Source organism: uncultured Sphingobacterium sp., from assembly GCF_964277905.1.
GTDB lineage: Bacteria > Bacteroidota > Bacteroidia > Sphingobacteriales > Sphingobacteriaceae > Sphingobacterium > Sphingobacterium siyangense.
Window position 1 is genome coordinate 1,038,348 of sequence record NZ_CAXYKD010000048.1, and the last position, 25,830, is coordinate 1,064,177.

Consider the following 25,830-nt stretch of genomic DNA (forward strand, 5'->3'; position numbering starts at 1 on the left):
GATTAAATGGTTTCCTCGTCGTAGTGACGCATAATGTAATAAAAATAGTCTATCATCTTCAAGTAGTTTTCAATGCTGATGTATTCATTGGTACTATGCATACTCTGCTGTTCAGCGTGATTAATTTTAATAGGCATAAAGCGATAAATATGATCACTGAGATTTTGGTATTTGATAGCGTCGGTTCCGCCAACGGTCAGGTAAGGCGTAACGATAAGATCAGGGTATAGCCTGCGGATAGAAGCTTCCATCATCGTATAGGCTTTAACGTCTGTTGGTGAGACTTTGGATGCTTCTCGGGCATTGTCGACCTGTTCGATTTCAACATCAAACCCGCTTGTAACCTGCTGGACATGATCCCGAACTTCCTGCAGGGTGTTTTCAGGCAGTAGCCTAAAATTGACGACAAATTCAACTTCAGGTGAAAGTACATTGGGGGCATCGCTGCCTTTCATCATCGTTAGTGCCGTAGTTGTTCGCACGAGGGCATTAGTCGAGTGGTTTTTCGTTAGTTGAGCCAGAAGTAAAGGTTCCATAATCCAGCGATTAGCGATCGCAAAACGGGAGACAAAAGGCATGCTACCACCAACCTGTTGAAAGAAGTTTTGGATAATAGGGCTGATCTGTGCTTTCATCTGGTGATTTTCTAAGCGCTGCATGATGACTGCCGCTTTACCAATTGCACTCGTTGTTGGCGGCATCGAAGAGTGCCCACCAAGACCTTTGACCTTAATTTTCAGGGATAAAAATCCCTTCTCTGCGCAACCGATTAATGCTACATCGGAGCTGATTCCCTTGACCGAGCCCTTTTCCAGAATGAGTCCACCCTCGTCATAAACGGCTTCGAATTTAAGGCCTTTTTCTTTGAAGTAGTCTGCTATTTTAGCTGCGCCGCGTACGCCACCAACTTCTTCATCAAAACCAAAAGCGAGGTAGATATCCCGCTTGGGCTGTACCTGTTCTCGAACCAACTGTTCCGTAGCTTCAAGTAAGGAGAAGAGCATACCTTTCATATCTAAGCTTCCGCGGCCATAAATGCGACCGTTGGCTACTGCCCCCGAAAAAGGTGCATAGTCCCATTCTTCGGCTATTTCACTAACGGGCGGTATTGCCTGGTCTCTAGGCTGAAATAGCGTTGAATCGTTATTTTTTATGGCAGCTGAACCGGGAGGAACCACATCCATATGCGAAAGAAAGAGTAGCGGAAGCAAGCTATTGTCGCTTCCCTTGAGTCGAATGACCAGCGCGTGGCCATTGACCGTATAGGTTTCCAGGGAGCGATAGATCAGTGGAAAATTGTGCCTGATGTAACTATTAAGTTCTTCAAAAGGAACATGGTTAAATAATGTCGAGTCGCCAATAGAGATTGTGGCTATTTTGATGCCACCGGCAAATCGGGCAACAATGCTATCATTGATCGCTGGCTGCACAGGCGCTGCAGCCAATTTTTTGACACGCGCAAACGGGTAAGTCAGCGTTCTAATTAAAAGCCCAATGATAAATAGGATAAGTAAGACAAAAAGGATTAAGAGAATTTTCTTCATAACAAACCTCATATTAACATAAGAACTTACCTTACATACGCTCGTAAAAACCTGTCCAGCGTATATCCTGTTGTTTCTAGTAGAACACGAAAGCCCTTCGTTTGTTTCTTATTTTTCCGTTAAATGTGCAATAGCTCAAATTCTTGTTGAACCGTTTCTTGCCCATTGACGATAATTGAAATTTTATGTTTCCCTGCATAAAATTTCCGGGTAGTAATCAATTTAAAAGACTGCTTTCGCTCGATACGGTTTATTTCAGTTCCCTGATAGATTCGTTCACTAATTTTAAATACCTTTCGAGATAGCTGACCATTTGACTTTTGATAATATAACCCATACTCCAAACGTAGTGATCTGGGGGCGCTGCTTCCATTCTCAATTTCAAAGGAAAAAATAAGGTGTTCACCTATTTTAACTGCTGGTGTATGGATACTGAGATTCCTAAGATGAAAATCGCTACTATCCAGTCCATAAAAGCTTAGAATTGCTGGATGTCCTTGTTTGAGTAAGGTGCGGCAGCCATGCTTGATGATGGCATCTGTATTTTTACTGATGCCATTCCACTGCTGGGCAATGGTTAGAACGAGATGGGGATGATCTTTGGCGATATCGTTGAGATTGTTGGCCACACTTCTTCTGACACTCTCGGATGGGTCATTATGGAGGTTTTGGAGGATAGACAGGATAGGGGAAGGGTCGTTTTTCAACGATGGAATTGCCATCGCCCAGGGGAGTCGGGGTCTAGATCCTTCACTTGCAAGGCGTCTAACCTGAGGATGTGGGCTTTTGGACCATCTTTCCATTTCCGCGATCATACGAGATCCATAGTCGATAATAAATGGACGAACGGCAAATTCGCAGGTTATGAATCTCGTGACGATTTCAAATGACTGCACAGCTGTTTCAAAATCTTCGATACCGTAAGTTTCGATATAGTCCGGAAAAATAACATATTCAAGGCCTCCCGGATGCTTGGTTTCCAGGAGATGTTCCACAACTTGTGTTAGCAAAGTCGCTGCTTCGGAAAAGGATGCCGGCATAAATTCGTGCAGGGCCGCTGTGCTGTGTTTTGTACGCTGTTTCCATTCCATTTCATGAAAACTGCCTGAAAAAACGCGTTTGATAAACTGTTCTCTGTTAAAACTGTTGTCAACGCGGTGGAACTGATCGGCAATAAACTGATAAAATTCCGGTGTATATATATCTTTAATTAGGGCCATGAGTTGAAAAATAGCTGTTAAATATCGATTAAGGAAGACAAGATACTATTTTTTAGACGTTAGTATCTTGTCATGTGAGCGGATTAGTGAGTGGATTAGTTTGTGGTTTCTACACCAAATTTTTTGATCGCCTCAGGGCTCAGCGGAGTAAAAAAGTTAAGCATGTTACCATCGGGATCACAAAAAAGCAATGAGCGATTACCCCAAGGCATTGTTGTCGGTTCCTGAATGATTTTTGAAGCACTATTTTTGATCCGAATATATTCATGATCTACATTTTCCACTAAAAATTCAATAATAATTGGGGCCATGCTGCCAAAGATAGTGGGGCTGTCACTAAACATTTGCATCGTGCGAGTACTTCCTATAGCTAGGGTAATCGAACTGGTGGAAAGCTCGGCAAAATCTGGTGTAAACCATTGTGCGGTGAGCCCCAGGATTTCTTCATAGAATCTGACGGACTGCTGAATGTCATTTGCAATCAGTCGAATAGATGTTAGTTTCATGCTGATATAAATTTATTGATGACAAAGTTAAAAGGGCTATTGACAATAGTCTGTCAATAGCCCGATTGAAACTGTCCATAAATTTACTTATCCTGGCTAGATTAGTACGTCGTCAATAATTCCAAACTCTTTTGCTTCTGCAGCAACCATCCAGTGATCCCGGTCGCTGACATCATGTACGCGTTGATAGCTCTGTCCACTGTGTTTGGCAATAATATCATACAGCTCTTTCTTGATTTTCAGCACTTGATTGGCTGTAATTTCGATGTCCGAAGCCTGGCCTTGAACACCGCCAAGTGGCTGATGAAGCATCACCCGTGCGTGTTCCAGTGCGCTACGTTTGCCGGCAGCACCGCCGCAGAGTAATATCGCACCAAAGGAGAGCGCCATACCGGTACAGATCGTTGCAACATCCGGACTGATCAATTGCATTGTATCATAAATACCTAATCCGGCATAAACTTCGCCTCCGGGTGAGTTGATATACAGTTGTATATCTTTTTTGGGGTCAACAGATTGAAGGAATAGCAGCTGGGCTTGTACGATATTGGCGATGTTGGATTCTACAGGAGCACCCATAAAGATAATACGGTCAATCATCAATCTGGAAAATACGTCCATTTGTGATACACGCAGTTCGCGTTCTTCGGTGATATATGGCGTCATGGCCAACGGAATGCGTGACTGCTCGATGCCTGAAATATAATGATCCACCAGATCTTTTTGGACATAACAATGCCCTACCGCAAATTTACGGAACTCATTTTTGTCAATCGTCATGATGTTAGGAATTTAGGATTTGCTAAATAGCTTTATTATTTTTTTTCTAAAAGAGACATGTTCAGGATGTGTAAATAATGCCTGCGTTATAGCTTCAATTTCCATTTTCACTTGTTTGCGGCCGAATTGCCGAATAGCTGCATAAGCTTTTTGTTGCGCAATAATCTTTTGTGCCAATTCCTCGTCCAACACCAATTTCGCTTCAAAAAGCAGTGCATCTTCCGGCTCAGCTATTCCAAAGATATAAGCTTCTATCTGCCGGGTTTCATTCCATGAAGTCATCATAAACCAGGGATTTTTGTTTAACGGATTCTCTAACTTTCTCCAGGCATTTAAATTTCTGTACAGTGGCACTCCTTGCTCCCGAATAGCCATATTCATCTGCAATTTCCTGCAGTGACATTTGATCATAATAGAAGCTTTTCAAGAGTTCTAAACATTTACGCCCAGCAGTCTCCAAAAAACGGATCAGCCTTGCGCTAGAAGGAGACTCTTCCGTTGTCAAAGCAACATCTACTTGATCTAGGGGAAGGTTTGGACTGGATTGACCATACCGTTTTAACCATAGATTTTTGGCTGTTCCAACCAAATAGCCAATATCGTTGTTTAGTGGTGTCGCTGTTAAAAGAATCTTTTCATAATACACAAGCAAAGCGTCCTGAAATACATCTTTGGCTTCATCCAAATTACCGCCCATGCGACTGATATACTTAGCCACGATGGGAAATGTACTTTTATACAAGTTCATAAAGAGTACCTGTCGGTCTATTGTTCGATTTGAATTGATCAATTGTTGCATAGCAATATCATTTATAGACATGTACCAATTTAGTGAAAAGTATCACCTTTTATTTGAAAAATTAGTTAAACAAAAATGCTTCCCTTTTTTGGGGAAGCATTCATTCGCTTATCAGAGTTAGCTTATTCCAGTTTAAGTTTCTACTGCTCAAGGTTATTTTTTTAAATCCAGTTCCATCTGGATATTACATCGTTGATAAGGACTTGGATAGCCGCTAATCTTTTGGAACCCCAACTTGTAATAGAGATTGATTGCAGGTTTCAAAATGGTGTTGCTCTCGAGAAACAGTTTTGATGCCCCTAAGGTTTTTGCTTCTTCAATAATTGCTCTTCCCAAAAGATAGCCTATACTTTTGCCTTGCACTGTTGGAGATACCGCCATTTTTGCCAATTCATAGTCAAAATCGGGATGATTCATTTTAATAAGTGAGCATACACCTACAGGTTCATCGTTATAAAGAGCAACCATAATTTTACCCCCTTTTGCCAAAATATATTCCTCGGGATTGTCAAGTGCTTTATGGTCAGTTTCTTCCATTTCAAAATAGGTGGAAATCCATTCCTCATTCAAAGACTTAAATGCCAGGCGGTATGTTGGATCATATGGAACAATGTCGACATCCTTACTTTCACGCATTTTCTTTTGTTCCTGAACGCGTTTCAATAAGGATTTTTGTTCAAGAAGAAATTCCCATTCAGCTAAAGCTTCCCATAGATTGTGCGTGGCTTCTTCGATAATTCTATCAATGGCGCGATCGATATCGATGCATTGAATTTTCATTCTTTCCCAAAGCATTTTTCCTTTATTGGTCAATCCAACCATATTTCGCCGTTTATCCACAGAGCGAAGGTTATCCTCTACAAGACCTACGTTGATCATTTCTTTAACGATTTTAGTGACTGATGGCTGGGAGTGGCCAATCTCTGTTGCTATATCGGTAATTGTTTTTGAATCACCCTCAGACAGGATAAAGAAAACGGGAAACCACTTGGGCGCAAAATCAATCTGATAAAGCTCATGTAATCGGGCGGCCTCTTCTGTGATATTTGAGGCCATGTAGCGCAATCTGCTGCCTAATGCTATTTTTCCTGTTTTTTCAAATAGTTCCATCGTATTATAAGTAATTATATAACCAGTTATGCAAATGTAGGAAAATAATTTAAATGCTGTAAAATTTAAATTTTAAAATTCTACTGAAATAAAAATATATCGTTGCTTTTTTCGTTATATTTCAATAATTTCAAAGCATAAAAAACCAGAACCCCTTAAAATAGACCGAAGGACATGAACGAGTTAGAAACTTATTTCCGAAATAATGATGCGAAGCTAATCAATAAATGGATGCATTATTTCGATGTATACGACAGGCATTTTAGTCGTTTCAAAGGCAAAGAGATCGTGGTGTTGGAAGTTGGGGTTTTTCAGGGCGGAAGTCTTCAGATGTGGAAGAACTATTTTGGTGATCGTGCGAAAATTTACGGTATCGACATCAATCCGCACTGTAAGGAACTCGAAGAAGAGAATGTAGAGATATTTATTGGTTCACAGTCGGACCGGAAGTTCCTGCGGCAGGTAAAGGAATCTATTCCGCCGATCGATATATTGATCGATGATGGTGGCCATACGATGATACAACAGATTGTGACATTTGAGGAGCTTTTTGATCATGTGAAAGATAATGGCGTTTACCTTTGTGAAGATTTACATACATCTTATCAGGTATTTTACGGTGGTGGCCATAAAAGGAACGGTACTTTTATTGAATACAGTAAAAATTTTATTGATTACATCAATGCTTACCATTCCGAACAACGTGGATTGAAGGTCAATGGATTTACACGTTCGGTAAGTTCCCTGCATTACTATGACAGCATCTTGGTCGTGGAGAAGCATCGAAGGGATGAAGCACCGATACATATGAAGACAGGGGCGGCGACAGTGAAAGATTTCAATGCGGCTCCCACAGGATTCGATGGATTAAAATGGAAGATTAAGAAACCTGCTTTGACCATGATCAACAAGTTGCTCCGTTTCTTCCGTATTGGCGGGTTTATGTGGCGTTAAATTGTTCATCTTATATTTCCTCTTTCTTCAGGATCTTAGCTTGAGGGATAGATTTTTATGTAAGACTATAAGCCAACTCGCACGGGATAATTTTTGGTGAGAGTTGGCTTATAACTGGTCTGGGGCTGAATAAGGAAAGAAGTCTCTGATTAGACACCCTATACTTCAAAGTCTGTTCTGCCAAAAGGGGGCTTCGTGCCAACGCTGTTCTTTTTTATAAAAAAAGGCTTTGGTTTCGATATATTGACGATAAATTGCATTGATGTTTTCCTGATAATTTGAGAAGGTCCTTTCGTGGCCTAGATCTGCATCGATAATCGCTTTGGCAGCATTGCATGCAGAATTTATGGCGAAACCAATGCCCATAGAGGAAATTGGATCAAATGATGCTATTGCATCGCCAACTGCTACAAAGTTGTTTTTCGAAAGCACGTTGGAAATCTGCGAAAAAGCATTTCTTACCCAAGGTTTTCCTTGACTCTCAGCAGGGGCTATTTTATGTTTAATGTATTTCGTTTTTGATAGCATGTCGTTCCAATTTTCTATTTTTTCAAGTCTTTTTTTTCGAATAATAGCAGCATCTGAAAAGAATGTAAGCGTCATTTTTTGATTGGGTAAGGTCGCGCAATACCACCACCCATCTTCGACGGCTTCGATAAGAATATCTTGTTTGACCTGTTGTGATGCTTTAACGTGCAAAAATTTTCCAATTGCGGTTAGTTCGTCGTATCGTTTTGATTCAATGCCTAATTTTCGACCGACACTTCCTGACCTCCCGGTAGCGTCGATCAAATATTTTGCCCGTACTGTAAAGTTTCCCTTTATGTCATGTTTTAACTTCACCGTCCAATAATTCTTGTCGTCCTGTTCAAAATTCAGACATTTCGTCCTTGGGAAGATGAGTGCACCTCTTGCAGCAACTTTTTTCAGTAAGAGATAATCAAATTCTTCTCTATTTAACTGAAAATTTTCGCTGTCGGTATTAAAAATAGAATCTCTAACGACCATTTTGTCGCTGCCCCAGGCTGCAATATTGCTGTAGCCTTGTATAAAATGATCGGGACTGAGATTGTCTTTTTCAATGCCTATATAGTCAAGTAGGTCAAAAATACTTGAATTGACCTGTTCCCCGATTTTTATTGTTTCTAAATTCGTCTCCTCAACAATAACGACCTTTAGGTTCGAATATTTGAGTAAACTTAAAGCGGCGGAGGTCCCTGCGGGGCCTCCACCGACTATGAGTACATGAGTTTCAAAAAAATGTTGCATTATTTATCTTCGGTTTCGTGTTCCAGAGCGAGGCAATGGCATGCGTTCTGCCGCGAGCTCAATCTTTTTGAATCCAACTTCTTCCAGGTGTTCCATCAATAGCCGCCCTTTGTCACTTCTTTGCGTGATAACATGTGCTTGCTCCTCGATATAAAAAACAGGAATTGAAGTTTCTTGATCCTCCATATTACCGCTTATCTGACTCACTGGCACATTGTCATACGTAAATATTTCGTTGTTTCTTTCCGTTTCAACAAAAAATGGGAATCCTGTGCTATGGGAGTTTTTATCTCTGATGAATCCTAATGCATACCAATACTGAACCATCTGTGTAAAGCTATTTATTCCGCGGGCATAATTCATTTGCTGGCCTGCAGGCACGTTTGTTGCCTGCTGTCCCTCAGCGGTGAACTCGCCGACCAAAACATCCCAGGGGCTTTGAGGCGGCCACCAATACGCGTAGTAAGTAGGAGGCAGCGGGGCTGCTGGGGAGCCGGCTTTATTCACTGAAGGATCCGTGAAATTGATTAATTGGATCGTACATTGGAAGAAGTCTGCCTGCCATGGACAAGCCATTCTTTTTGTCAGGTCACCCGGTTCACAGCCGCCGCCTTCGCATTCATCACGTGAAGGTGTTAGGCCCGATGTTGCATATTGTGACTCGTTTCCATACTGTAAAATTTGGTAAGGGGCAGCGTAGATAATTGGATTTTGCAGACTCCAGGTAACTTCAATTCCAGGGCACATTGGCAAACCTACACAGTTGCCCACACTTGCTGTATCCATTGGATTTATAGGATATTGCTCATAATTTGGATCGTTTACGAAATTACCATTAGCCCATTGTTGCATCAAGAATAGCTGTGTTTGGTCCAAAGCCAAGAATTTCATGATATTGATGTTGCTTACGGAATTGCTGCCGGAATTCATTGGCATCATAGGGAATATATCGGTCCCATTTTCTTTTAGTAATTGCTCCTGTGGTAAATATTCAGGTGACGGTGGTTGACCATCATTTTGCCTGAAGTATGAAAAATAATTTTGTCTATTTTGCCAGTTTGCTTGAGAATTATCGGTAAAATCAAAGATATTGCTGGTAAAGGCCATCATGGACTGTACATTAGATACCCACTGATAGCGCCCTATTCGGTTGATAATTGGCAAAATGTCCCGTTGAAAATTCGCCACGTAGCTCGAGTTATAGTAGCCATTGCTGTACATGCCTGGGACTAAATTGAAATTTCTTATAGCGACGTCAAACATAGTATCGCTTAAGTTAGAGATATTTACAATTTCCGGTGCAAAATCAGGGGATCCGATTACCACCCAAGCCGTTAAGTAAGAGGAACTTCCGTCATTAAATGTTACGGTGCAATAGACTGCCCCGTCAGAAATATCATCGTGCCAGGTACTTGATCCCCCATAACTGGTCAATGGAAGATCGCCACCGGCATTTCCAAAACCACCCAATACGACGAGCCTACCAGCGTTATCTGTAAGGAGGTCTCCCAAGGTAGTTACCGGCACGCCATAGTGGACATGGTCCGGTGGATATTGGGCAGGATAGCCTACGGGGACATTATTCTTATCGAAACCGATTGAATTAGCTCTTCCTGAAATACTTCTAGGTCCGGGATCTATAATTAGCTTGCTTCTATCTGGTGCGTCTGGATTTCTGAACTGAACATCCCAGCTTTGATAGCTGTTTTGTGGACCATACAGCAAATTTCCCTTTAACTCACTATACTGATACCAAGCTGCTTTTTTGTTCGCCAAATGCACTGTCCACTCAATGGATTGTACACCAGGGCTATCGAGCGTGATTTCTTCGCCATAATCAGTAAGGATTGTAAATGGCTGGCCTTGTCGTTTGATCAGACCTTTCGCATCTTTGAAATCTGTAATGGGACCCAGGGAATTTCCGTTGCTGTCCGCATCAAAAGGAAGGCCTCCGATCGTTGTCGGAGATAAACAGATATCGGTAGTACTGTTCCCGAGACGGGCAACACCTACAGATGGATGAATTGATAAATTCATGGTTTATTTGTTTGGTTTTTCCTACTCTATTAATGGCTTTTCGGTTCCGCCATATTGAAATAATAATTGAATTGCGAAAAAACAATGCCTGTAATGGTGAGTAATAGTTTATAAGGATAAAAATATGCTATTATAAATTTAAATAATATTTTTAATATATGTATGTTATTTTATTATTAATTTAAATAAAATCTATTTTAGCTGATTTTAGGTATTTATAAGATATTTATTTATTGTATTACATTTTATTTGAACAGTGCCAACCGCCTTTTCTTTCGGTTTTTTGTAATTTTGTGTGTTGTTAAAATTCTTATAATTAGTTTTTTATATTTATTTTATGCTCTTTTTAAGCAGTCTATATTTACAAATTTATATTGCGAGTCCATAGTTCGCTGTGTAAAGCGGATGGAACAATGAAGTAATTAATTTTTTTCCTCTGTTGAAAACATTAAAGAACTTAGCGTAGCTTCGTCTGTGTTTAATCAGCTTTATTTAAATAGGGATTTGACAGCGGGTGATTGTGGCTGTAATATTGATTTCATCCAAAATAGGGGTGTAAAATGGTAAAATGAATTGTCTGTTTTTAGCGCCTTTTGACGTTTTTTTTAATTTTTTTCAAAATGTTCTTAAGAATTTAGTCAGCGCTAACCGGATACATCGAACAGATTGTTTTTCAATAAGTATATGTAGGAATAGTAATTCTAGCGTTTAAACTTTATAGATAGCAGACAATATTATTTCTTTACTTTCCGAAATCAAAAATATGTGCCCCGAAAAATCATAAAATAGTTGAATTTGTAAACTAAAGGAATGATTTTGATAACGTACTTTACATTTCAATAGGTTAAATTTGTGATATCAAAATAGGAATAACAATCATAACACACACTTACCTTGCTTCGGTTTCCAAGAATCCGTCAAGTTCCACCGGAGCGGGTAAGTTTCTTTTGATTCCCACAGATTCCATTGCTATAGTCGAAAACTCCCCTGCATCTACCTTTAAGATTAACAATATGCTAATTGCTCTTGAGACAAAAACGATAGATGATGAAAATACTGTCGTTAAATGGCCGGGAACTACAATTTGGTTTATTCCTTGCACGATTTAAATTTTTACTTATACTATTTGTTGAATTAGAATAAAAAACAATAGAAACTGAATTCAATTCAATTTTATTGTTTTGAAGATTGGACAGATGAAAAAATATTAGCCTAGCTGATAAATAAATTTGTAAACAAATGGAATGATTAAGATAATAAAAAGAAAGGACTAATGAATTAGCTTTGTTTTTATTACGATATGGCAAAATTAATAGCTATAAGATTTAATTTTCCTAACTCCGGTTTCCAAAGAATCCGTCAAATAGGCTGCTAAAAATCCCATCGTACCTGTATGAGTTGGATTTGGCCAAGGGGAATAATTTAAGATACAATAAGAGTAAAATAGCACTAACTTATGGGAATATTTGAGATTACATTAACAAAATATGGCGAATATCAGTTTCAATTAATCGCAGACAATGGACAGGTAATTTTAAATAGTGAATGTTATATAACTAAAGAAAATTGTTTAAATAGCATTGCTTCCATCCGTAGAAATGCAAAAGATGATACTAAAATTAAGTGTAGAGCCATTAGTGGAAAACTCTATTTTGAGTTAACAGGGGATAATGGTCAGATCATAGGTAGTGGCCTAAAGTATGAAAGCTTGGCCAGTTTAACAAATGCAATTGAATTCGTCAGATCATTTTCTGAAACAGCATTAATCAATGACCGGACTCTTTAGTCATGTGTTTAATGATCTTAGGATAGTATTTAATGTCCAATAATGTAACCCTTGATTTTTCCCAAAAGATTTACTTACGAAAATTTGCAACATGAATCGTAAAGGTCAGTTTAGTTTTTTTTCGAATAGATTAGATTAATAAGGACTTACAAGAAAACAAAAAAGGCAGATCATTTGATCTGCCTTTTGGGTAAGTAATCGGGCTCGAACCGACGACCCCTAGAACCACAATCTAGTGCTCTAACCAACTGAGCTATACCTACCGTGATTTTGATGTCACAAAAGTAGTATTATAGCTAATATGTTCCAAATGTTTTTTAAACTTTTTGACTAAACAATTGTCTATCAAAAGGTATAATTTCCAAGCATGCCCGTTTAGGGACCCTGGAGAATAATATCTAGGTAATATTTTCAGGTTAAATGCCTAAAAAAGCAGCTTGGTCTTTAATTTGTATACTATAGTTTATGGGAAAATTTTTAAAATTTTTAATTATCGTAGCCATTTTGGCAGTGGGCGCTTGGTTCGTTTATAAAAAATATAACAGCGGACCGGCAGTGGAAAGTAAACATCAGTTACTGGTGGATCGCATTGAAGCAATGGGAAAACTAGAATTGGTCAAATATCGCTATAGCGATGTGGTGGAGCATAAAAACGTGAATACGTTTTTACCGGATGCAAGTGTATTGTTAATCGTCAAAGCAGATGCTGTAGGCTGTGTAAACCTTACAAAACTTAGTCAGGAAGATATTAAGGTGGTAGGGGATTCGGTTTCCATCAAATTGCCGGCTCCAGAAATCTGCTACATTAAGATCGATCATGAAGCATCCAAAGTCTATGATACCAAAATGGCTTTCTTGCGCGAAGCAGAGCTTGTGGATGAAGCTTACAAAACTGCGGAAAAAGCTGTTGCTGATGATGTTAAAAAATCAGATATTCTGCAGCAAACCAAGGCCAATGCAACCACCGTTTTTAAACCGCTCTTACAGGGATTGGGGTTTTCGAAAATCAATCTGACTTTCGAATAAATCCAAAAAAAAGCTAGGCAATGTTAACATTGTCTAGCTCTCTACAATAAATCTAATCTCCAGCCGTCTCACGACGGGAGGATTTCATAATTATGCTATCACGCAAAGAACAATAGCCAATTTATATTTGTTTTACTTTTTTGTTGATGTATCGGGCTGGGGTGTTGGCGGGATTTCTCCACGGGATTCTGCAGATGTAGTATCGCGATATTGTATCGTCGTGGTATCGTTGGGAACGGAGTCTCGCATCAGTTCCTTTGATTTTTGATCATCAGTTTTAACGCCATTACATCCATAGGCAGCTAAGCATATTAGACCGACGGCAATTAATTTTGTTGGTTTTTTCATATTATTTATTGTTTAATGATGGCATGCCACTGCATGCTCTCATCCGAAGAACAAAGGTCACATCAAAATCGTTTCGGATTTTCAAATTAGCTATTATGATAGAAAAAGAAAATCTATCTTATATTCTTAGTTTTTAGATAAATTAAATTGTAAAAAACATTTTACAATTGAGTGCTGTTCCTATGAGTACATAAGTTCATTAAACAGATAGATATGATTCAAATATTGCTTGTCGACGACCATCACCTCGTAAGGAGTGGTTTTCGGCTGATTTTAGAAACGCAAGATGATATCGCTGTTTTGGCTGATGTTGAAAGTGCTGAGGCGGCCTTGGATGTTTTAAAAATCAATCATCGACCTGATATCATCCTTACTGATATTAATATGGGTAAAATGGGAGGAATAGCCCTCATTAAATTTGCCAAACAGAAATATCCAGATATCAAAATCCTTGCGTTGACGATGGAAAATGACAAACATGTCGCCGCAGAAGCATTGCATGCTGGTGCAGATGGCTACTTAGTGAAGGATAGTAGCTGTGATGAGGTGCTTTTTGGCATTCGGCAAGTTGCTAAAGGAGAGAAATATATCAGTGGTTCCTTAGGTGCTTCCTGTCTTAATGATTATAAAAACTATGCGGACAAGGCTCCTGACCTAAACCGGATTTTGTTGAAATATGATATTTCAGAACGGGAATTGCATGTATTGGAACTGATCGCTGAGGGATACACCAATGGTGAAATTGCTGATCGTATTTTTTTGAGCAAACGTACCGTAGAAGGACATCGACAAAAACTTATCGAGAAAACCAATACAAAAAACACCGCGGGCCTTGTCCGATTTGGTTTTCATCATATGCTTTTACATTGATTAAACAACAAAAAATAGATGAATATGGCTACAAAGAATGAAAACCGCGTTGTCGGGACCGAAATGGAAAAAAAGAAAAAGATCAAGCTAGGAGTGAACGGGGAGTCACTTCGGGATGTAAACGATAGGGATCAAGGAGATGCCGAGGCTGGTGTAGACCCGCAGGTGGATCAGCTCAATGACATACCCAATGACCCTGCTGATAGGCCGAAGGAAAAGAAGAAATAAAAAAGACCTGCATTTGCTGCGGGTCTTTTTTATACTGGCCGAACCTATCTGTTAAAACGGGTCTATTTTTTGCCCTGTTTGTCGATGGCTTTAATAAGTTCATCTTTTGTCATATCATGACGACCCGTGATATCCATTTTCTTTGCCATTTCCAAGAGCTCAGCTCTGGTTTTTTCGGAATTTCCATTTTGCGAGTTCTTAGCTGCAGAAGCGCTTTTAGCAGTTGCTGGAGTAGATTTTTTTTCTTTGTTGTTGCTGTTGCCCTGCGATTGTCCTTTGGCAGTCGTATGGCTTGAACTTTTCGTTGTATTCATAATGTTCTGTTTTATTTGTTACTTATATGCTGAACATGTTACAGGCACAAAAGGTTGTTCGTTTTAATACGTTATTGGACGGTACAATTACGCTTTGTTCTTTTTTACCATAGCAAATGCTTTGATAATGGCTTTATTGAAAGCAGGTAAATCGTCGGGCGTGCGGCTCGTAATAAGTTTATCGTCAACGACGACTTCACTGTCTTCCCATAATGCGCCTGCATTAATCAGGTCCATTTGAATGGCTTCGACAGACGTTATTTTTCTATCACGTACCAAATCCGCATTAATAAGTAATTGTGGACCATGACAAATTGCCGCGATCGGTTTATCGCGTTCCCAAAAAGCATTGATCAAAGCAATAGCCGTTTTATTGGTTCTCAATTTATCGGGGTTTATGACTCCGCCGGGCAGCAGCAATCCATCGTACTTATCCTCTTCTGCTTCCTGAAGAGCAACATCGACAGGATAATCATTTGACCACTCATCACCATTTTTTGCGCGAACTTTTCCTTTAGCCGGTGATATAATATCTGTTTTGGCGCCTGCATTTTCCAGCGCTTCTTTGGGGCTGGTCAATTCAATTTCTTCAAATCCATCTGCTACCAATATGGCAATCCGGTTATTTTTTAAATTTTCCATATCTAAATTTGTTTTGTATTATATGTTTTTTGTTTTCTTAAAAGGAACGGATCTAAACCTACGAAGGTTTGATATAAATTACCTTCGAGATTTGGTCTGCCAATTACCATAATGAGAAGCTAAAGTTGATTTTAAATTTAGATATCGATAAGTGCAAAACATGTATCGTCACCATGATGAGCTTTCAGTACAGGTACTGCCACATTATAAATCGGTATTCCGGCCGGGGATAGGGCTTTGAATTTTCCCGCATGCGCATGCCCATGAAAGGCAGCAGTAACTTTACGCCGCTGGAGCGGCTCCATTAAATGTGTTGAGCCTAAAAAAGGATAAATTTGTTCGGGTTCACCCAATACTGTTTCCGCGATAGGGGCATAATGGAGCAAAGCAACTTTTTTTATAGCTGCATGCTCTTGCTCCAACCTTGCCAAAGCGCGGTCCAGTAGCAATGACTCGTTAACAGCTTCCTGCACAAAACTTTTCATGGCATCTTCGCCGAACATCGACAACATATAACGGTCAAATCCACCACCAAATCCTTTTATCCCAGCAAAACCAATATTTTCGATCACGATTGCTTCGCCGTCCAAAACCGTAATTTTACTGTCGGTCAAAATTTGGCGAATCTGTTTCTGCCGTCCTTTTTCATAATCGTGATTTCCTAATACGGCGAGGACCGGAACTTTGATGGATTGAAGTTCGGCAACGAGTAATTCAGCTTCTTCTTCATCCCCAGTGTCGGTTAAATCACCACATAATAGCAGGACTTTTGCTTTTTCTGAAATCTCTTCAAATTTTGTTTTCCATTTTCCATGCTGATTTGCATTCATATGTATATCGCCCAAAGCGGCTATTGTTGTCTTTTTATTCATCTCAAACAGTTTTTATGGTATATGATTTATAATCCCATTCTTTAATATCGATCTCATATTGTGTCTGGTCGATGAGTGGTCCCAGGCAAACTTTCTCTAAGCAAGGAGGTAGTTCATACTGATCTGCTGCGCGCTTAATCAGCTGATCAAATAATTCCTTCGGAAGAATATCGCGATAGTCATGCGGATAGGTAAACTGAAAGATGAGCATTTGGGCCAACAAGAGGTGCCAATGTTGATCCATTCGCGCCAATAAGCGATCCCAGTCCAGTTTCTTCCCATATTTTAACCAAATATGGTTTATATCGGCACTGTCGTGCCGCTCTCTGTTTTGTACATACAGTTTACACCAAACGAGTTCTTCTGCGGGCATATAACGTACTGTTGTATCAAACAGCACTCCTTCGGGTCCTCTGTCAAACCAATCTTGCTCAACAGTACAATTGTGGTTAACACTATCAAAAATAATGTCAATAAAATAGGGGGCCTTATAAATCTTGGCCAGCCATCTTACATCCGTCAGTTCCGTTTTATAACCACTGGTGGCAAAGTGCTTGAGAATTTTTGGGTATTCGCTGCTTTTGCAAAAAATATCCATGTCTTTCGTAGGCCGTATGATTCCTGTGTAGTGAAACATAGCCAAACCGCCGCCTACCATAAATTGACATCCGTTCTCCTGCAGCAGCCTCAATGTATCCTGAAAGAAAGCCAAGCAATCCTCAGGTGGATTATCTAAATGAATCATATTGTCTACTTTTTCTTAAAGACAGTCAAAGAAATGCAGTAGTTTGTTGATTGTCAATGAAAACGTATTATCCACCTGTTTAATAGGTAAAAGTACTCCATTTAAAAATTGTTGGAACTCGGAGGGCTCTTATCGATGTTCTGAAATAAAAAGTTCTGAAATAAAGTAAAGGCTCATTGCCCGATGAAGTATGGATGGGCGTATCACAAAGATATAAAAACAGCATAAATATGGACAGTTTTTTTGGCTCTGGTGAGGATCTCACGATGTTACAGATGGGATCGCGCGCGTTTATTATGTTTATTATAGCGCTTTTTCTGGTTCGACTGGGAGGAATTCGAATTCTCGGCCGAAAGTCGGGTGTGGATTTCGTAATCATTATTATGCTAGGTGCGGTATTGGCTAGAGGAATAGTTGGCGCCTCGCCGTTCCTGTCAACGGTGTTCGCTGGCTTTGTCATGATTATTGTCAATAAAATCCTGGCCCAGGTATCAGCCCGGCTTTCCTATTTGGGTAACATGGTAAAAGGTAAGCCGGCTGTTTTATACAAGAACGGTAAAATCCAATGGGATCAGATGGATAGACTGGGTGTAAGTCGCACAGATCTACTGACGAGCTTGCGGTTAGAAACAAACAGTAAGCACCTTGATGAAGTGGATATGGCTTTAATGGAACCGAATGGCCGAATAAGCTTTACACTCAAGGAAAGAAAATAAATATTTAACAGATAACTCTTCCTTGGTAAAACCATATTGTGACGTCGAAAGGGATCACCTGAATCAAAGCCTATTGATACTTCACATAGCTAACCTGGGAAGGGGTAAAAAACTTAAATAAAAGATAAGATTATGATAAAATATTTTTATTTGACCATCGCATTTGCGGCAACAGCAATATCTTGCGATAATAGGGCTAATAATGAAGGAGAGGAAACTAAGATAGACACAGCAGTCAACCAAAATGGTCTACCGTTAGACAATATTCACCGAAGCCGTGGAAAAGATACGACAAAAAATGACGGGAGCGCAAAAGAAGGGGTGCCATTGGACAATTTGGATCGCGGCAAAAATACAGATTGACCTGGTTGTATCTTTACGAACAATGGTGCAAAATTATTTATTTCCCGAACGATAATAGATCCAACCCGGTAACTGCTCTAATGGGTTTGGTATTTTCAGATCTACAAGTGTATTCAACCCTAGTTCTTGGGATAATTTTCCGAATGCATCTATGTCATGAACGGGATAGAATATCGCGTGCTCATTGGGCATATCCACATTTCCTTGTAACCAGCGGTAGCCCTCGGCATGTAGATTGTCGATAAAGGTATCGGTAATAACCTCTAGGTAACGCATCATTTTGTTAATCCACATAAGTTCATCCTTCGCTCGCGTCGGATAGTGTTCATGTGTGAAATCAAGGATCAGTTGTTCGCCCTCCATGTCCCAGCCATCGCGAATCATTGCAAGCCCCATAGACCGCACTTCTTCCTGATAAAAATCCTGCCCATAGCTCATTTTAATTTCGCCCGCAATAGGACTTTCTTCTATTTTAGCACGTAGGGCCATTTGTCTATTAAGAAGTTCATGTATGTAGTCGAATGTCTGTTCCATGGTATGATAAGAATTAACGAAGGACAGAGCCTTAATGAATTTGTCCTTCGGAGTGAATGAATGGAATAAATATGCTTTTATTTTAATGTCGGTTTGGGCACCTTGTTCTTAACAGCTGGCGATGGCGCATTTGGTGTAATGTGCATATCACCTATCGAAGGATCTGAAGGCTGCATATTTTTAATTTGATCAAGATGTTTTTCAAATGCGGGAATTTTATCAGTAGCGAATTTCTTAAGGTCAGCATCTGTAATTGCTGTGCCTGCACTCGCATCTTTGAAAAGTGAAATAGCATCCTGATGGCTCTTAATCATCAGATCGGTATAGATGCGGTCAAAACTTGCTGTGTCCGCATTATTGAGTTGGTCGATCATAGATTTATAATTTTGATCGTCACTCGTACTCAGCTGCCAATTTTTATTCTTTACAATGGCCGACAGTTCATTTCCTAAAGCAGTATGCTCGTCTGCGATCATCTGTGCATATTGTTTTATATTCGCGTTTTGTGATTTTGCAAGAGCAATGCTTGCTGCCTGCAGTTCGAAATTGTTGCTGGCCGTGGCTTTGCTGGCGAAGTCCAGGTCTCCAGGCTGTGGCTGAGCGGGTTTGCTGTCTTGCGCCTGAACAGTTAAGATGCAGGCGAAAATCACAAGCAGCGTTCCCAAAGTTTTTAAAATGGTTTTCATAATGCTATTGTTTAATTGTTAACGATGTATGCTATTTCGGTTATCATTTCCTTATTTGTCCATCACTAATGATGATAGCGGATGCTAAAATGAATAAAGACGATACCGATGATATAAACTTAGACTCCTTTATGTGTGTGATTTAAATAGTGAACAGTGGTCGAGAAGGTAGGGTTTGGAACTGTGATATTTTACGTATTTAAATCGAAAAGGGGGTTGTTTACGTAAATGCATCGTACAAATTCGTACTACACTATGATTAAAGCTCTTATAATATGGGTAGAACAGCTGTACAATTTACAGTAATCCCCATTACGGGGATTTATTTTTTTATCATCAATAATTTGAAATGTTAATCCGTATTGTCTGTTCTATTATCGTATGAGGCGTCGTGTCTTTCTTTTCGAGCCTTCATTTTAAAAGCGTGATTTTCCTTTGCGGCATCAATTGAGTGTGTGCAGGTGAGATCACCTTCCTGAAGCGCCAATTTAGCGACGTGGGCATAAAATTTGGCAAGCTGATCAAGTTCTTCTTCACTGAGATCTTCCAAATTAACCATTCGGTTGCTAGTGCCCTCGTGAGAGGCAATCAACTCATTGAGCTTAAGGTGGATTGCCTTTGAATCTTTATTCTGCGATTTCTGAATAAGAAATACCATTAGAAAAGTAACAATGGTCGTACCTGTATTGATGACCAGTTGCCAGGTTTCAGAGTAGTTAAATATGGGGCCACTCACTGCCCAAATGATAACTGTAGAGGTTGCAATAATAAATGCCGCTGAACTACCAGTTGCGTGTGTCGCCCAGTTTGAGAACCTTTCAAATAAGTTTTTTCTTTTTTTCATCGCTAAACTTTAAGTTTCTATAGAGACCCCACTGAAACTGAATTTGTTTGCATTGATTAGCTTTATCTTAAAAGATCAGTTTTTCAAATATTTGTCTGCTCCATAGCTAAGAATAGCCTACCTGCTTTGTTGCTACTACCGTATTTGAACTTTGTACTGACTAGGTGTGACTCCTTTAATTGACTTGAAAATTTTATTAAAGTTTGAAAGGCTATTGAAACCACAAGCATAAGCAATGTGCGTGATTTGATGCTTATTTTCAACGATCAATCTACAGGATTCACTAATGCGCACCTCATTGACAAACTGGACGAAGGTTTTCTGCGTACGGGATTTGAAGTAACGGCAAAAGGAATGTTTCGACATATTAGATAGCTTCGCAACTTGATCCAATTGAATTTCTCTAGTATAGTTGTTAAATACGAATTTAAAGATGCTGTCAATTTTACTATTGTCAATAGGATTATAGTTGTGGGTGTATCCCGCGCTGGAGAGGTAATCAAATTCATCTGTGGAAAACATCAATTCGATAATCTCCAATAACAAAATGGTTTTCTCAAAGCCATAATCCAGCTGTACGATCTTTTTTAGTTTTACCTTTAATTTTTCCTTTGTTGCACCACGGAATAGGAGACCACGTTTTGAGGCCGAAAAGAATGCTTCGATTTTGTGTGTCTGAAAGAAATGCCCTAAAACTTTAATCATTAATTTAGGTTCTATATACAAGGCCAAAGAGCGGGATGTCTTTGTCTCCGCCATGGCCGAGCCCGGGCAATTTATATTGTTATTGTGCCAAACATGTGGTAGATCGGGCCCTACAAAAGTGAGTTCATCAGAAACAAAGTTACTCACATTATCTCCAATGATCCGTTTTCCCTCACTTTCCACAATATAGGTCATCTGACAGGCGCTATGAAAGTGAAATTCGGTGGAGAAGAATGGTCGCTGCACATCTTTGGTCGCAAAAGTCGTAATAGCTGCACCTTCCAGAATTTTTGCAAAAACAGGTTTCATGCGTTTGGTTATTTTAATTAAGAGCAAGTAATATAGCTTATTTTGTCCTAAAAAGAGGTAAACAGAGGTAAAAATGTTAATATAGTGGGAGAAATGAGCAATCTAGCAGTAGTCACAGTACTGTTAAGCGCGTAATTTCGTATAAAATAACGCGTAGAACTTATGAATCCTAAATTATATCCTTATAGCATGATGATCGTCTTTGTCGTATTTTGTGCGACAGCCTTTCGGTCTACAGAAAGAAGCCACCCTGTGGCTCGCTATGCATCTATAACAGGATTAAAAGCAGAGAAAGTAGCTTATTATAAGAAACTTCATGCCAAGGTTTGGCCTACGGTACTTCGAAAGATCAAGGCATGTCATATCCGCAATTATTCTATTTTTTTGAAGGAAATAGACGGTAAATTTTTTCTTTTCAGTTATTTCGAATATGTAGGACAAAATTTCAAGCTTGATATGCAGAAGATGGCGTCCGACCCAGAGACACAGCGTTGGTGGAAAGAAACGGATCCTTGTCAGCAACCCCTGTCCGATGCACTGGAGAAAGGAGAGATATGGTCTGGTATGGCGGAGGTATTCCATACGGAATAAAGAAAGAAAAAGAATGAATGCTGTAATAACCAACATCATATAACCATGAGAAAGAAATTATTATTTAGTTTGGCACTTGCTGTATTGGGAACAAATCTCTGTGCGCAGACAAAGACTATTGTACCTGTTCCATCGATATATCCCAATGCTTATCAGCGGGAGCAAATTGACCGAAAATATGGTATGTTCGTTCATTTTGGCATGAATACATTTCATGACCAGGAGTGGACAGATGGATCCAAACCCGCTAGCTCGTATGCACCATCGGCTATTGAGGTTAAACAGTGGGTTTCGACAGCAAAGGACGCTGGGATGAAGTATATGATTTTGGTTACGAAACATCATGAAGGTTTTTGTTTATGGGATAGTAAGTATACGGACTACGATGTGGCGAGTTCTTCAAACGCGACAAATGTTGTGCAGGAGCTGGCTAAAGAATGCGCCAAACAGGGGATGCGCCTTGGTTTATATTATTCGTTATGGGACCGAAAGCAGAATCCCAATGTAAAAGACATGTCTGCAGATGCAGCATATAATCAATATATGTTGAACCAGCTTAATGAGTTGGTTGATATGACCAAAAAGTATACAGATATCGTTGAGCTTTGGCTGGACGGTGGCTGGGAAAAAGAGGGCTATCGATGGCCCACGCAGGCGATTTACAATTTGATCAAGAAAAAGGTTCCCGGATGTCAAATTGGTATAAACTGGAGTATAGGATCACCTGAGAATACAGACAAACACATAGTTTTGCCGAAAGATCAGAAAAATTATTACCCTATACGTTATTTTCCAAGTGATTTTAGGCTAGGCGATCCTTACCTTCCGGTCGATCCTGACCCTAAGCTTTTTATGGCCCAGGGGAATACGTATTATATGCCTTTTGAGACGACAGTGGTACTTGGAGAACGCTGGTTTTATAATACTACGGACAAGAAATATAAGTCTTTGGAAGAGCTTGCTGGGATTTATCAGACCGCAACCGCACAGGACAATATCCTGATCTTAAACGTTGGTCCCAATCGGATGGGACGCATCAAGGATTCGGATGTTGATATTTTGCGCAAATTAAAAGATAAGTTAAAGTTGTAATTCAAAATAGATTAACCTAAATACTAAAAACAAGTACGTTAAGATTTTATGATAAAGACGTTTGATATTCAGGATCGGAGATTTCCTTTGGCTACAGGTGCGGGCAGTGATGCGATACACAAGGATCCGATCTATTCTTATGCTGTGACTCGATTGGCAGATGATAAGGGGCGCGTAGGGACAGGTCTGGCTTTTACACTGGGTGCAGGAAATGAGTTAGTCTGTCGTGCTGCAGCTTTTTATGCCGAACGATTGAAAGGGATTCCAATTGAAGATCTTATGGCAGATTTTGGTCAGTTGTTTAATAAGTTGAGCAACGAACAGCAATTTCGTTGGTTGGGTCCCCATAAAGGTATCGTTCATTTGGCCCTAGCTTCGGTAACAAATGCCTGTTTCGACCTTTGGGCTAAAACAAGAGGTGTTCCACTTTGGAAGCTGTTAACCGACCTCAGCGCTGAAGAGATTGTCAATACATTGGATCTTTCCTATTTGGAAGATGAATTTACAAAGGCTGAAGCCATCAGCCTGCTGGAGTCGACTATCTCAACTGGTCATAAAAGAATGGACATTATTGAAAAGGGTTATGCGGGCTACGATACATCAGTCGGCTGGTTTAACTATTCTGATGAAAAAGTACGGGAGAATTGTAAACGTGCTTTAGATAACGGTTTCTCGGCAATGAAACTCAAAGTAGGTAGTGAAGATCCATTACGGGATATTCGTCGTGCGCATATTGTACGGGAGGTTGCGGGTGATGAAGCTAAAGTAATGCTCGATGCGAATCAGCAATGGACGCTACCTCAGGCGTTATCCATCTGTCAAGAGCTTAAAGAGATGAACCCTTTTTGGGTAGAGGAGCCGACACATCCCGACGACATTGTTGGGCATAAGCGCTTAGCCGAGCACATTGCGCCGATAAAAGTTGCCATGGGTGAGCATGTGCCGAACCGCATCTTGTTTAAAAATTACCTTCAAATGGGTGCGGCGGGATTTGCACAGGTGGATGCTGTTCGGGTCGGCGGCGTGAGCGAGTTTATTTCAGTGAGTCTACTTTGTCGAAAATATAATATTCCCGTTGTACCCCATGTCGGTGATATGGGGCAGCTTCATCAGCATCTTGTTTTGTTTAACCATATAAGCCTAGGGCATGAGGCTTTGTTTTTGGAGCATATTCCCCACCTAAAGTCTCATTTTGTACATCCCGTGTCTATAGCGAATGGCGTGTACCGTACCCCAATGGATGTTGGAAGCAGTTGTGATTTGTTATAAGTTGACGTTATGTTAGGAAATTTAGATTTAGGTATCGCCATCTTTTATATTGTGTTGATTTTGGTTGTCGGCGTATTGGCTGGATCAGGGCGATTTAAGAAAGTAAAGGAAATAAGTGCTGAGGGGTATTTTTTGGCTGGAAAGACACTCCGGTGGCCGGCCATTGGGTTGGCGCTTTTTGCAACTAATATTTCAACGGTACATCTGGTTAGTTTGGCACAGAGTGGATTTGATACAGGCTTGCTGAATGGCAACTTTGAATGGATGGCTGCCTTTACTTTAATCTTGCTGGCGCTTTTTTTTGTGCCGTTTTACCTCAAATCGGGTGTTACAACCTTGCCTGACTTTCTGGAACGGCGTTATGATCGTGCCAGCAGAGATTGGCTCACGTTTATATCCATACTATCGGCCATTGTTATTCATATCGCTTTTTCGATGTTGGCCGGAGGGATTGTGTTGCGAACACTTTTTGGATTTAATATGTATTTGAGTATTACGGTAATCTGTGTGATAACTGGAATATATACGATATTGGGTGGGCTGCGCGCTGTTGTGGTGACGGAATCTATCCAAACAATTGTGTTGCTTGCAGGGGCTTTTATTATCAGTTTTGCAGCTTTTGACAAGATGGGCGGTTGGATGCCGATGAAAGCTGTTCTGGCGCAGGATAATGCCCTTGATCGTCTTTCTATGCTCCGTGGTGGCAACGATGGAAGTGGAATGCCTTGGTATGCCGTATTGTTTGGCTATCCGATTTTAGGCATCTGGTACTGGTGTGCCGATCAGACGATTGTTCAGCGCGTTTTAGGAGCCAAGGACGAAAACCATGGACGTGTGGGCGCCCTTTTTTGTGGTTTTCTGAAAATTTTGCCTGTATTTATTTTTGTGCTTCCGGGGCTATTTGCGTATACGCTGTTTAAAACAGGTCAATTGGATTTAAGCAGTCTTGGCGTAGACCATCAAGGGCAGGTCAATTCAAAAGGTATCTATACACTCATGATTACGCAACTTTTGCCTTCGGGATTGATCGGTGTGTTGGTAGCGGCGCTCTTATCGGGTTTAATGAGTCAGATATCGGGTGCGCTAAATTCGATATCGACCATGGTGAGTTACGATATCTTTAAACAGCGGCGGCCTGCTTCTTCCGATGGGCAGCTGATTCGTATCGGGAAAATTTCCGCAGTTATTGCCATGGGATTTTCCTTGGCTCTTTTACCACTATTGGATCGCTATGAGAGTATTTTTTATGGCATAAATGATGTGATTGCCCATATTGCACCACCAATAACCTGCGTGTTTCTTTTAGGTGTGTTTTGGAAAGGAGCATCAGCAACAGCTGCAAAACTTACCCTGTGGATAGGTTCTGTTTTGGGGGTTGCCGTATTTTTGCTGAATAAGCTGCTACCTGACTCGTGGGTAGGGCAGACACCATTTATGATGATGGCTTTCTATTTGTTTTTGATCTGTATGTTACTTCAGGTTTTGTTATCGTATAAGTATCCCGTGCAGCATACTGCACAAAGTCGGGATTTGTACTGGAGGAACCCCGTGGATCCACTTCGGGGAAAAGCCTGGTCGGGTATCGGGAATTACCGTATTTTGTCTGCATTGCTGTTAGCTATTGTCGTGATTTTATATGTAATTTTCAACTAATTTTTAATTTGTTCCGAT

The 25,830-nt window shown here is 40.1% G+C and carries 29 protein-coding genes, 1 tRNA gene and 1 pseudogene; 12 read left to right on the forward strand and 19 right to left on the reverse strand.

Annotation, left to right across the window (positions count from 1 at the left end):
• Nucleotides 1-2: 2 nt before the first annotated feature.
• The 7 genes from ACHWSC_RS26250 to ACHWSC_RS26280 all read right to left on the reverse strand — a co-directional run bounded on the left by ACHWSC_RS26250 (nucleotide 3) and on the right by ACHWSC_RS26280 (nucleotide 5,959).
• Nucleotides 3-1,544, reverse strand: coding sequence for a M20/M25/M40 family metallo-hydrolase (locus tag ACHWSC_RS26250; RefSeq protein ID WP_394678838.1), 1,542 nt, complete (start codon nucleotides 1,542-1,544; stop codon nucleotides 3-5).
• A 119-nt stretch (nucleotides 1,545-1,663) separates the two neighbouring features.
• Nucleotides 1,664-2,764, reverse strand: a complete 1,101-nt coding sequence (locus tag ACHWSC_RS26255) for a DNA alkylation repair protein (protein WP_394678839.1) — start codon at nucleotides 2,762-2,764, stop codon at nucleotides 1,664-1,666.
• Nucleotides 2,765-2,859: 95 nt separating this feature from the next.
• Nucleotides 2,860-3,270, reverse strand: a complete 411-nt coding sequence (locus ACHWSC_RS26260; RefSeq protein ID WP_394678840.1) for a VOC family protein — start codon at nucleotides 3,268-3,270, stop codon at nucleotides 2,860-2,862.
• 96 nt (nucleotides 3,271-3,366) lie between these two features.
• Nucleotides 3,367-4,050, reverse strand: coding sequence for an ATP-dependent Clp protease proteolytic subunit (locus tag ACHWSC_RS26265; RefSeq protein ID WP_153845956.1), 684 nt, complete (start codon nucleotides 4,048-4,050; stop codon nucleotides 3,367-3,369).
• Nucleotides 4,051-4,062: 12 nt separating this feature from the next.
• On the reverse strand, nucleotides 4,063-4,335 hold the full coding sequence (locus ACHWSC_RS26270) for a hypothetical protein (RefSeq protein ID WP_394678841.1): 273 nt from the start codon (nucleotides 4,333-4,335) through the stop codon (nucleotides 4,063-4,065).
• Nucleotides 4,316-4,870 carry an RNA polymerase sigma factor gene (locus tag ACHWSC_RS26275; RefSeq protein WP_394678842.1) on the reverse strand — a complete coding sequence of 185 codons (555 nt, stop codon included), beginning with the start codon at nucleotides 4,868-4,870 and terminating at the stop codon, nucleotides 4,316-4,318. The genes ACHWSC_RS26270 and ACHWSC_RS26275 overlap by 20 nt, the downstream gene beginning before the upstream one ends.
• A gap of 132 nt (nucleotides 4,871-5,002) precedes the next feature.
• The gene (locus ACHWSC_RS26280) at nucleotides 5,003-5,959 is read right to left on the reverse strand and encodes a GNAT family N-acetyltransferase (RefSeq protein WP_394678843.1); all 957 of its coding nucleotides are present in this window, start codon (nucleotides 5,957-5,959) and stop codon (nucleotides 5,003-5,005) included.
• Between the two features lie 174 nt (nucleotides 5,960-6,133).
• On the opposite strand from ACHWSC_RS26280, the gene ACHWSC_RS26285 reads away from it, so the two are divergent.
• Complete coding sequence (locus tag ACHWSC_RS26285; RefSeq protein ID WP_120335935.1) at nucleotides 6,134-6,913, forward strand: class I SAM-dependent methyltransferase; 780 nt, start codon at nucleotides 6,134-6,136, stop codon at nucleotides 6,911-6,913.
• A 165-nt stretch (nucleotides 6,914-7,078) separates the two neighbouring features.
• Here ACHWSC_RS26285 and lodB read toward each other — a convergent pair whose 3' ends face one another.
• Nucleotides 7,079-8,182, reverse strand: a complete 1,104-nt coding sequence (lodB, locus tag ACHWSC_RS26290) for a lysine-epsilon-oxidase maturase LodB (protein ID WP_394678844.1) — start codon at nucleotides 8,180-8,182, stop codon at nucleotides 7,079-7,081.
• Nucleotides 8,183-8,185: 3 nt separating this feature from the next.
• On the reverse strand, nucleotides 8,186-10,219 hold the full coding sequence (gene lodA / locus ACHWSC_RS26295; protein WP_394678845.1) for a CTQ-dependent lysine 6-oxidase LodA: 2,034 nt from the start codon (nucleotides 10,217-10,219) through the stop codon (nucleotides 8,186-8,188).
• 986 nt (nucleotides 10,220-11,205) lie between these two features.
• On the opposite strand from lodA, the pseudogene ACHWSC_RS26300 reads away from it, so the two are divergent.
• Nucleotides 11,206-11,301, forward strand: a pseudogene (locus tag ACHWSC_RS26300) (penicillin-binding transpeptidase domain-containing protein); the annotation flags it as partial.
• A 374-nt stretch (nucleotides 11,302-11,675) separates the two neighbouring features.
• Nucleotides 11,676-12,005: a YegP family protein gene (locus ACHWSC_RS26305; protein ID WP_394678846.1), complete on the forward strand. Its 330-nt coding sequence runs from the start codon at nucleotides 11,676-11,678 to the stop codon at nucleotides 12,003-12,005.
• A gap of 189 nt (nucleotides 12,006-12,194) precedes the next feature.
• On the opposite strand, the gene ACHWSC_RS26310 is transcribed toward ACHWSC_RS26305, so the two are convergent.
• A tRNA-His gene (locus ACHWSC_RS26310) sits at nucleotides 12,195-12,268 on the reverse strand.
• 202 nt (nucleotides 12,269-12,470) lie between these two features.
• On the opposite strand from ACHWSC_RS26310, the gene ACHWSC_RS26315 reads away from it, so the two are divergent.
• Complete coding sequence (locus tag ACHWSC_RS26315) at nucleotides 12,471-13,031, forward strand: DUF4230 domain-containing protein (protein WP_394678847.1); 561 nt, start codon at nucleotides 12,471-12,473, stop codon at nucleotides 13,029-13,031.
• Nucleotides 13,032-13,163: 132 nt separating this feature from the next.
• On the opposite strand, the gene ACHWSC_RS26320 is transcribed toward ACHWSC_RS26315, so the two are convergent.
• Complete coding sequence (locus ACHWSC_RS26320) at nucleotides 13,164-13,379, reverse strand: hypothetical protein (protein WP_394678848.1); 216 nt, start codon at nucleotides 13,377-13,379, stop codon at nucleotides 13,164-13,166.
• Between the two features lie 213 nt (nucleotides 13,380-13,592).
• Between ACHWSC_RS26320 and ACHWSC_RS26325 the strand changes: the two genes are divergently transcribed.
• Both ACHWSC_RS26325 and ACHWSC_RS26330 read left to right on the forward strand, forming a co-directional pair.
• Complete coding sequence (locus ACHWSC_RS26325; protein ID WP_394678849.1) at nucleotides 13,593-14,249, forward strand: response regulator; 657 nt, start codon at nucleotides 13,593-13,595, stop codon at nucleotides 14,247-14,249.
• A 24-nt stretch (nucleotides 14,250-14,273) separates the two neighbouring features.
• A complete protein-coding gene (locus tag ACHWSC_RS26330; protein ID WP_394678850.1) occupies nucleotides 14,274-14,477 on the forward strand; it encodes a hypothetical protein in 204 nt (67 codons plus the stop codon).
• A gap of 62 nt (nucleotides 14,478-14,539) precedes the next feature.
• On the opposite strand, the gene ACHWSC_RS26335 is transcribed toward ACHWSC_RS26330, so the two are convergent.
• From ACHWSC_RS26335 to ACHWSC_RS26350, 4 genes are all read right to left on the reverse strand, one after another.
• Nucleotides 14,540-14,791, reverse strand: coding sequence for a Rho termination factor N-terminal domain-containing protein (locus tag ACHWSC_RS26335; RefSeq protein WP_394678851.1), 252 nt, complete (start codon nucleotides 14,789-14,791; stop codon nucleotides 14,540-14,542).
• An 87-nt stretch (nucleotides 14,792-14,878) separates the two neighbouring features.
• Nucleotides 14,879-15,433: a type 1 glutamine amidotransferase domain-containing protein gene (locus tag ACHWSC_RS26340; protein ID WP_394678852.1), complete on the reverse strand. Its 555-nt coding sequence runs from the start codon at nucleotides 15,431-15,433 to the stop codon at nucleotides 14,879-14,881.
• 137 nt (nucleotides 15,434-15,570) lie between these two features.
• A complete protein-coding gene (locus ACHWSC_RS26345; protein WP_182981529.1) occupies nucleotides 15,571-16,305 on the reverse strand; it encodes a metallophosphoesterase in 735 nt (244 codons plus the stop codon).
• Nucleotide 16,306: 1 nt separating this feature from the next.
• Nucleotides 16,307-17,050, reverse strand: a complete 744-nt coding sequence (locus tag ACHWSC_RS26350) for a nucleotidyltransferase (protein WP_394678853.1) — start codon at nucleotides 17,048-17,050, stop codon at nucleotides 16,307-16,309.
• 230 nt (nucleotides 17,051-17,280) lie between these two features.
• On the opposite strand from ACHWSC_RS26350, the gene ACHWSC_RS26355 reads away from it, so the two are divergent.
• Together ACHWSC_RS26355 and ACHWSC_RS26360 are read left to right on the forward strand one after the other, a co-directional pair.
• The gene (locus ACHWSC_RS26355; protein WP_394678854.1) at nucleotides 17,281-17,766 is read left to right on the forward strand and encodes a DUF421 domain-containing protein; all 486 of its coding nucleotides are present in this window, start codon (nucleotides 17,281-17,283) and stop codon (nucleotides 17,764-17,766) included.
• 132 nt (nucleotides 17,767-17,898) lie between these two features.
• Nucleotides 17,899-18,129 carry a hypothetical protein gene (locus tag ACHWSC_RS26360; RefSeq protein ID WP_394678855.1) on the forward strand — a complete coding sequence of 77 codons (231 nt, stop codon included), beginning with the start codon at nucleotides 17,899-17,901 and terminating at the stop codon, nucleotides 18,127-18,129.
• 33 nt (nucleotides 18,130-18,162) lie between these two features.
• Here the strand turns inward: ACHWSC_RS26360 and ACHWSC_RS26365 are convergent, their stop codons facing one another.
• The 4 genes from ACHWSC_RS26365 to ACHWSC_RS26380 all read right to left on the reverse strand — a co-directional run bounded on the left by ACHWSC_RS26365 (nucleotide 18,163) and on the right by ACHWSC_RS26380 (nucleotide 21,207).
• On the reverse strand, nucleotides 18,163-18,663 hold the full coding sequence (locus tag ACHWSC_RS26365; protein ID WP_394678856.1) for a hypothetical protein: 501 nt from the start codon (nucleotides 18,661-18,663) through the stop codon (nucleotides 18,163-18,165).
• 77 nt (nucleotides 18,664-18,740) lie between these two features.
• Nucleotides 18,741-19,349: a DUF4142 domain-containing protein gene (locus ACHWSC_RS26370; protein ID WP_394678857.1), complete on the reverse strand. Its 609-nt coding sequence runs from the start codon at nucleotides 19,347-19,349 to the stop codon at nucleotides 18,741-18,743.
• A gap of 352 nt (nucleotides 19,350-19,701) precedes the next feature.
• Nucleotides 19,702-20,193 (reverse strand): low affinity iron permease family protein, encoded by a 492-nt coding sequence (locus tag ACHWSC_RS26375; RefSeq protein ID WP_394678858.1) that lies wholly within the window; start codon nucleotides 20,191-20,193, stop codon nucleotides 19,702-19,704.
• A 135-nt stretch (nucleotides 20,194-20,328) separates the two neighbouring features.
• Nucleotides 20,329-21,207, reverse strand: a complete 879-nt coding sequence (locus ACHWSC_RS26380) for an AraC family transcriptional regulator (protein WP_394678859.1) — start codon at nucleotides 21,205-21,207, stop codon at nucleotides 20,329-20,331.
• Nucleotides 21,208-21,369: 162 nt separating this feature from the next.
• Here ACHWSC_RS26380 and ACHWSC_RS26385 point away from each other — a divergent pair, with 162 nt between their 5' ends.
• Genes ACHWSC_RS26385 through ACHWSC_RS26400 form a run of 4 tightly spaced genes read left to right on the forward strand, consistent with a single transcriptional unit; the run spans nucleotide 21,370 to nucleotide 25,812 of the window.
• Nucleotides 21,370-21,798, forward strand: coding sequence for an L-rhamnose mutarotase (locus ACHWSC_RS26385; protein ID WP_394678860.1), 429 nt, complete (start codon nucleotides 21,370-21,372; stop codon nucleotides 21,796-21,798).
• A gap of 45 nt (nucleotides 21,799-21,843) precedes the next feature.
• The gene (locus tag ACHWSC_RS26390; protein ID WP_394678861.1) at nucleotides 21,844-22,890 is read left to right on the forward strand and encodes an alpha-L-fucosidase; all 1,047 of its coding nucleotides are present in this window, start codon (nucleotides 21,844-21,846) and stop codon (nucleotides 22,888-22,890) included.
• Nucleotides 22,891-22,938: 48 nt separating this feature from the next.
• Nucleotides 22,939-24,159 (forward strand): enolase C-terminal domain-like protein, encoded by a 1,221-nt coding sequence (locus tag ACHWSC_RS26395; RefSeq protein ID WP_394678862.1) that lies wholly within the window; start codon nucleotides 22,939-22,941, stop codon nucleotides 24,157-24,159.
• Nucleotides 24,160-24,168: 9 nt separating this feature from the next.
• Nucleotides 24,169-25,812: a sodium:solute symporter gene (locus tag ACHWSC_RS26400; RefSeq protein WP_394678863.1), complete on the forward strand. Its 1,644-nt coding sequence runs from the start codon at nucleotides 24,169-24,171 to the stop codon at nucleotides 25,810-25,812.
• The last annotated feature ends 18 nt before the right edge of the window (nucleotides 25,813-25,830 follow it).

What these genes read in the sequence shown, in the direction of transcription:
- ACHWSC_RS26340 (WP_394678852.1), bottom strand. Translation starts at nt 15,433, where the DNA reads ATGGAAAATTTAAAAAATAACCGGATTGCCATATTGGTAGCAGATGGA.
- ACHWSC_RS26305 (WP_394678846.1), top strand. Translation starts at nt 11,676, where the DNA reads ATGGGAATATTTGAGATTACATTAACAAAATATGGCGAATATCAGTTT.
- ACHWSC_RS26385 (WP_394678860.1), top strand. Translation starts at nt 21,370, where the DNA reads ATGAATCCTAAATTATATCCTTATAGCATGATGATCGTCTTTGTCGTA.
- ACHWSC_RS26370 (WP_394678857.1), bottom strand. Translation starts at nt 19,349, where the DNA reads ATGAAAACCATTTTAAAAACTTTGGGAACGCTGCTTGTGATTTTCGCC.
- ACHWSC_RS26320 (WP_394678848.1), bottom strand. Translation starts at nt 13,379, where the DNA reads ATGAAAAAACCAACAAAATTAATTGCCGTCGGTCTAATATGCTTAGCT.
- ACHWSC_RS26350 (WP_394678853.1), bottom strand. Translation starts at nt 17,050, where the DNA reads ATGATTCATTTAGATAATCCACCTGAGGATTGCTTGGCTTTCTTTCAG.
- ACHWSC_RS26330 (WP_394678850.1), top strand. Translation starts at nt 14,274, where the DNA reads ATGGCTACAAAGAATGAAAACCGCGTTGTCGGGACCGAAATGGAAAAA.
- ACHWSC_RS26355 (WP_394678854.1), top strand. Translation starts at nt 17,281, where the DNA reads ATGGACAGTTTTTTTGGCTCTGGTGAGGATCTCACGATGTTACAGATG.
- lodA (WP_394678845.1), bottom strand. Translation starts at nt 10,219, where the DNA reads ATGAATTTATCAATTCATCCATCTGTAGGTGTTGCCCGTCTCGGGAAC.
- ACHWSC_RS26285 (WP_120335935.1), top strand. Translation starts at nt 6,134, where the DNA reads ATGAACGAGTTAGAAACTTATTTCCGAAATAATGATGCGAAGCTAATC.
- ACHWSC_RS26280 (WP_394678843.1), bottom strand. Translation starts at nt 5,959, where the DNA reads ATGGAACTATTTGAAAAAACAGGAAAAATAGCATTAGGCAGCAGATTG.
- ACHWSC_RS26325 (WP_394678849.1), top strand. Translation starts at nt 13,593, where the DNA reads ATGATTCAAATATTGCTTGTCGACGACCATCACCTCGTAAGGAGTGGT.
- ACHWSC_RS26345 (WP_182981529.1), bottom strand. Translation starts at nt 16,305, where the DNA reads ATGAATAAAAAGACAACAATAGCCGCTTTGGGCGATATACATATGAAT.
- ACHWSC_RS26315 (WP_394678847.1), top strand. Translation starts at nt 12,471, where the DNA reads ATGGGAAAATTTTTAAAATTTTTAATTATCGTAGCCATTTTGGCAGTG.
- ACHWSC_RS26255 (WP_394678839.1), bottom strand. Translation starts at nt 2,764, where the DNA reads ATGGCCCTAATTAAAGATATATATACACCGGAATTTTATCAGTTTATT.
- ACHWSC_RS26260 (WP_394678840.1), bottom strand. Translation starts at nt 3,270, where the DNA reads ATGAAACTAACATCTATTCGACTGATTGCAAATGACATTCAGCAGTCC.
- ACHWSC_RS26360 (WP_394678855.1), top strand. Translation starts at nt 17,899, where the DNA reads ATGATAAAATATTTTTATTTGACCATCGCATTTGCGGCAACAGCAATA.
- ACHWSC_RS26400 (WP_394678863.1), top strand. Translation starts at nt 24,169, where the DNA reads ATGTTAGGAAATTTAGATTTAGGTATCGCCATCTTTTATATTGTGTTG.
- lodB (WP_394678844.1), bottom strand. Translation starts at nt 8,182, where the DNA reads ATGCAACATTTTTTTGAAACTCATGTACTCATAGTCGGTGGAGGCCCC.
- ACHWSC_RS26375 (WP_394678858.1), bottom strand. Translation starts at nt 20,193, where the DNA reads ATGAAAAAAAGAAAAAACTTATTTGAAAGGTTCTCAAACTGGGCGACA.
- ACHWSC_RS26390 (WP_394678861.1), top strand. Translation starts at nt 21,844, where the DNA reads ATGAGAAAGAAATTATTATTTAGTTTGGCACTTGCTGTATTGGGAACA.
- ACHWSC_RS26380 (WP_394678859.1), bottom strand. Translation starts at nt 21,207, where the DNA reads ATGAAACCTGTTTTTGCAAAAATTCTGGAAGGTGCAGCTATTACGACT.
- ACHWSC_RS26395 (WP_394678862.1), top strand. Translation starts at nt 22,939, where the DNA reads ATGATAAAGACGTTTGATATTCAGGATCGGAGATTTCCTTTGGCTACA.
- ACHWSC_RS26275 (WP_394678842.1), bottom strand. Translation starts at nt 4,870, where the DNA reads ATGTCTATAAATGATATTGCTATGCAACAATTGATCAATTCAAATCGA.
- ACHWSC_RS26365 (WP_394678856.1), bottom strand. Translation starts at nt 18,663, where the DNA reads ATGGAACAGACATTCGACTACATACATGAACTTCTTAATAGACAAATG.
- ACHWSC_RS26270 (WP_394678841.1), bottom strand. Translation starts at nt 4,335, where the DNA reads ATGATGACTTCATGGAATGAAACCCGGCAGATAGAAGCTTATATCTTT.
- ACHWSC_RS26265 (WP_153845956.1), bottom strand. Translation starts at nt 4,050, where the DNA reads ATGACGATTGACAAAAATGAGTTCCGTAAATTTGCGGTAGGGCATTGT.
- ACHWSC_RS26250 (WP_394678838.1), bottom strand. Translation starts at nt 1,544, where the DNA reads ATGAAGAAAATTCTCTTAATCCTTTTTGTCTTACTTATCCTATTTATC.
- ACHWSC_RS26335 (WP_394678851.1), bottom strand. Translation starts at nt 14,791, where the DNA reads ATGAATACAACGAAAAGTTCAAGCCATACGACTGCCAAAGGACAATCG.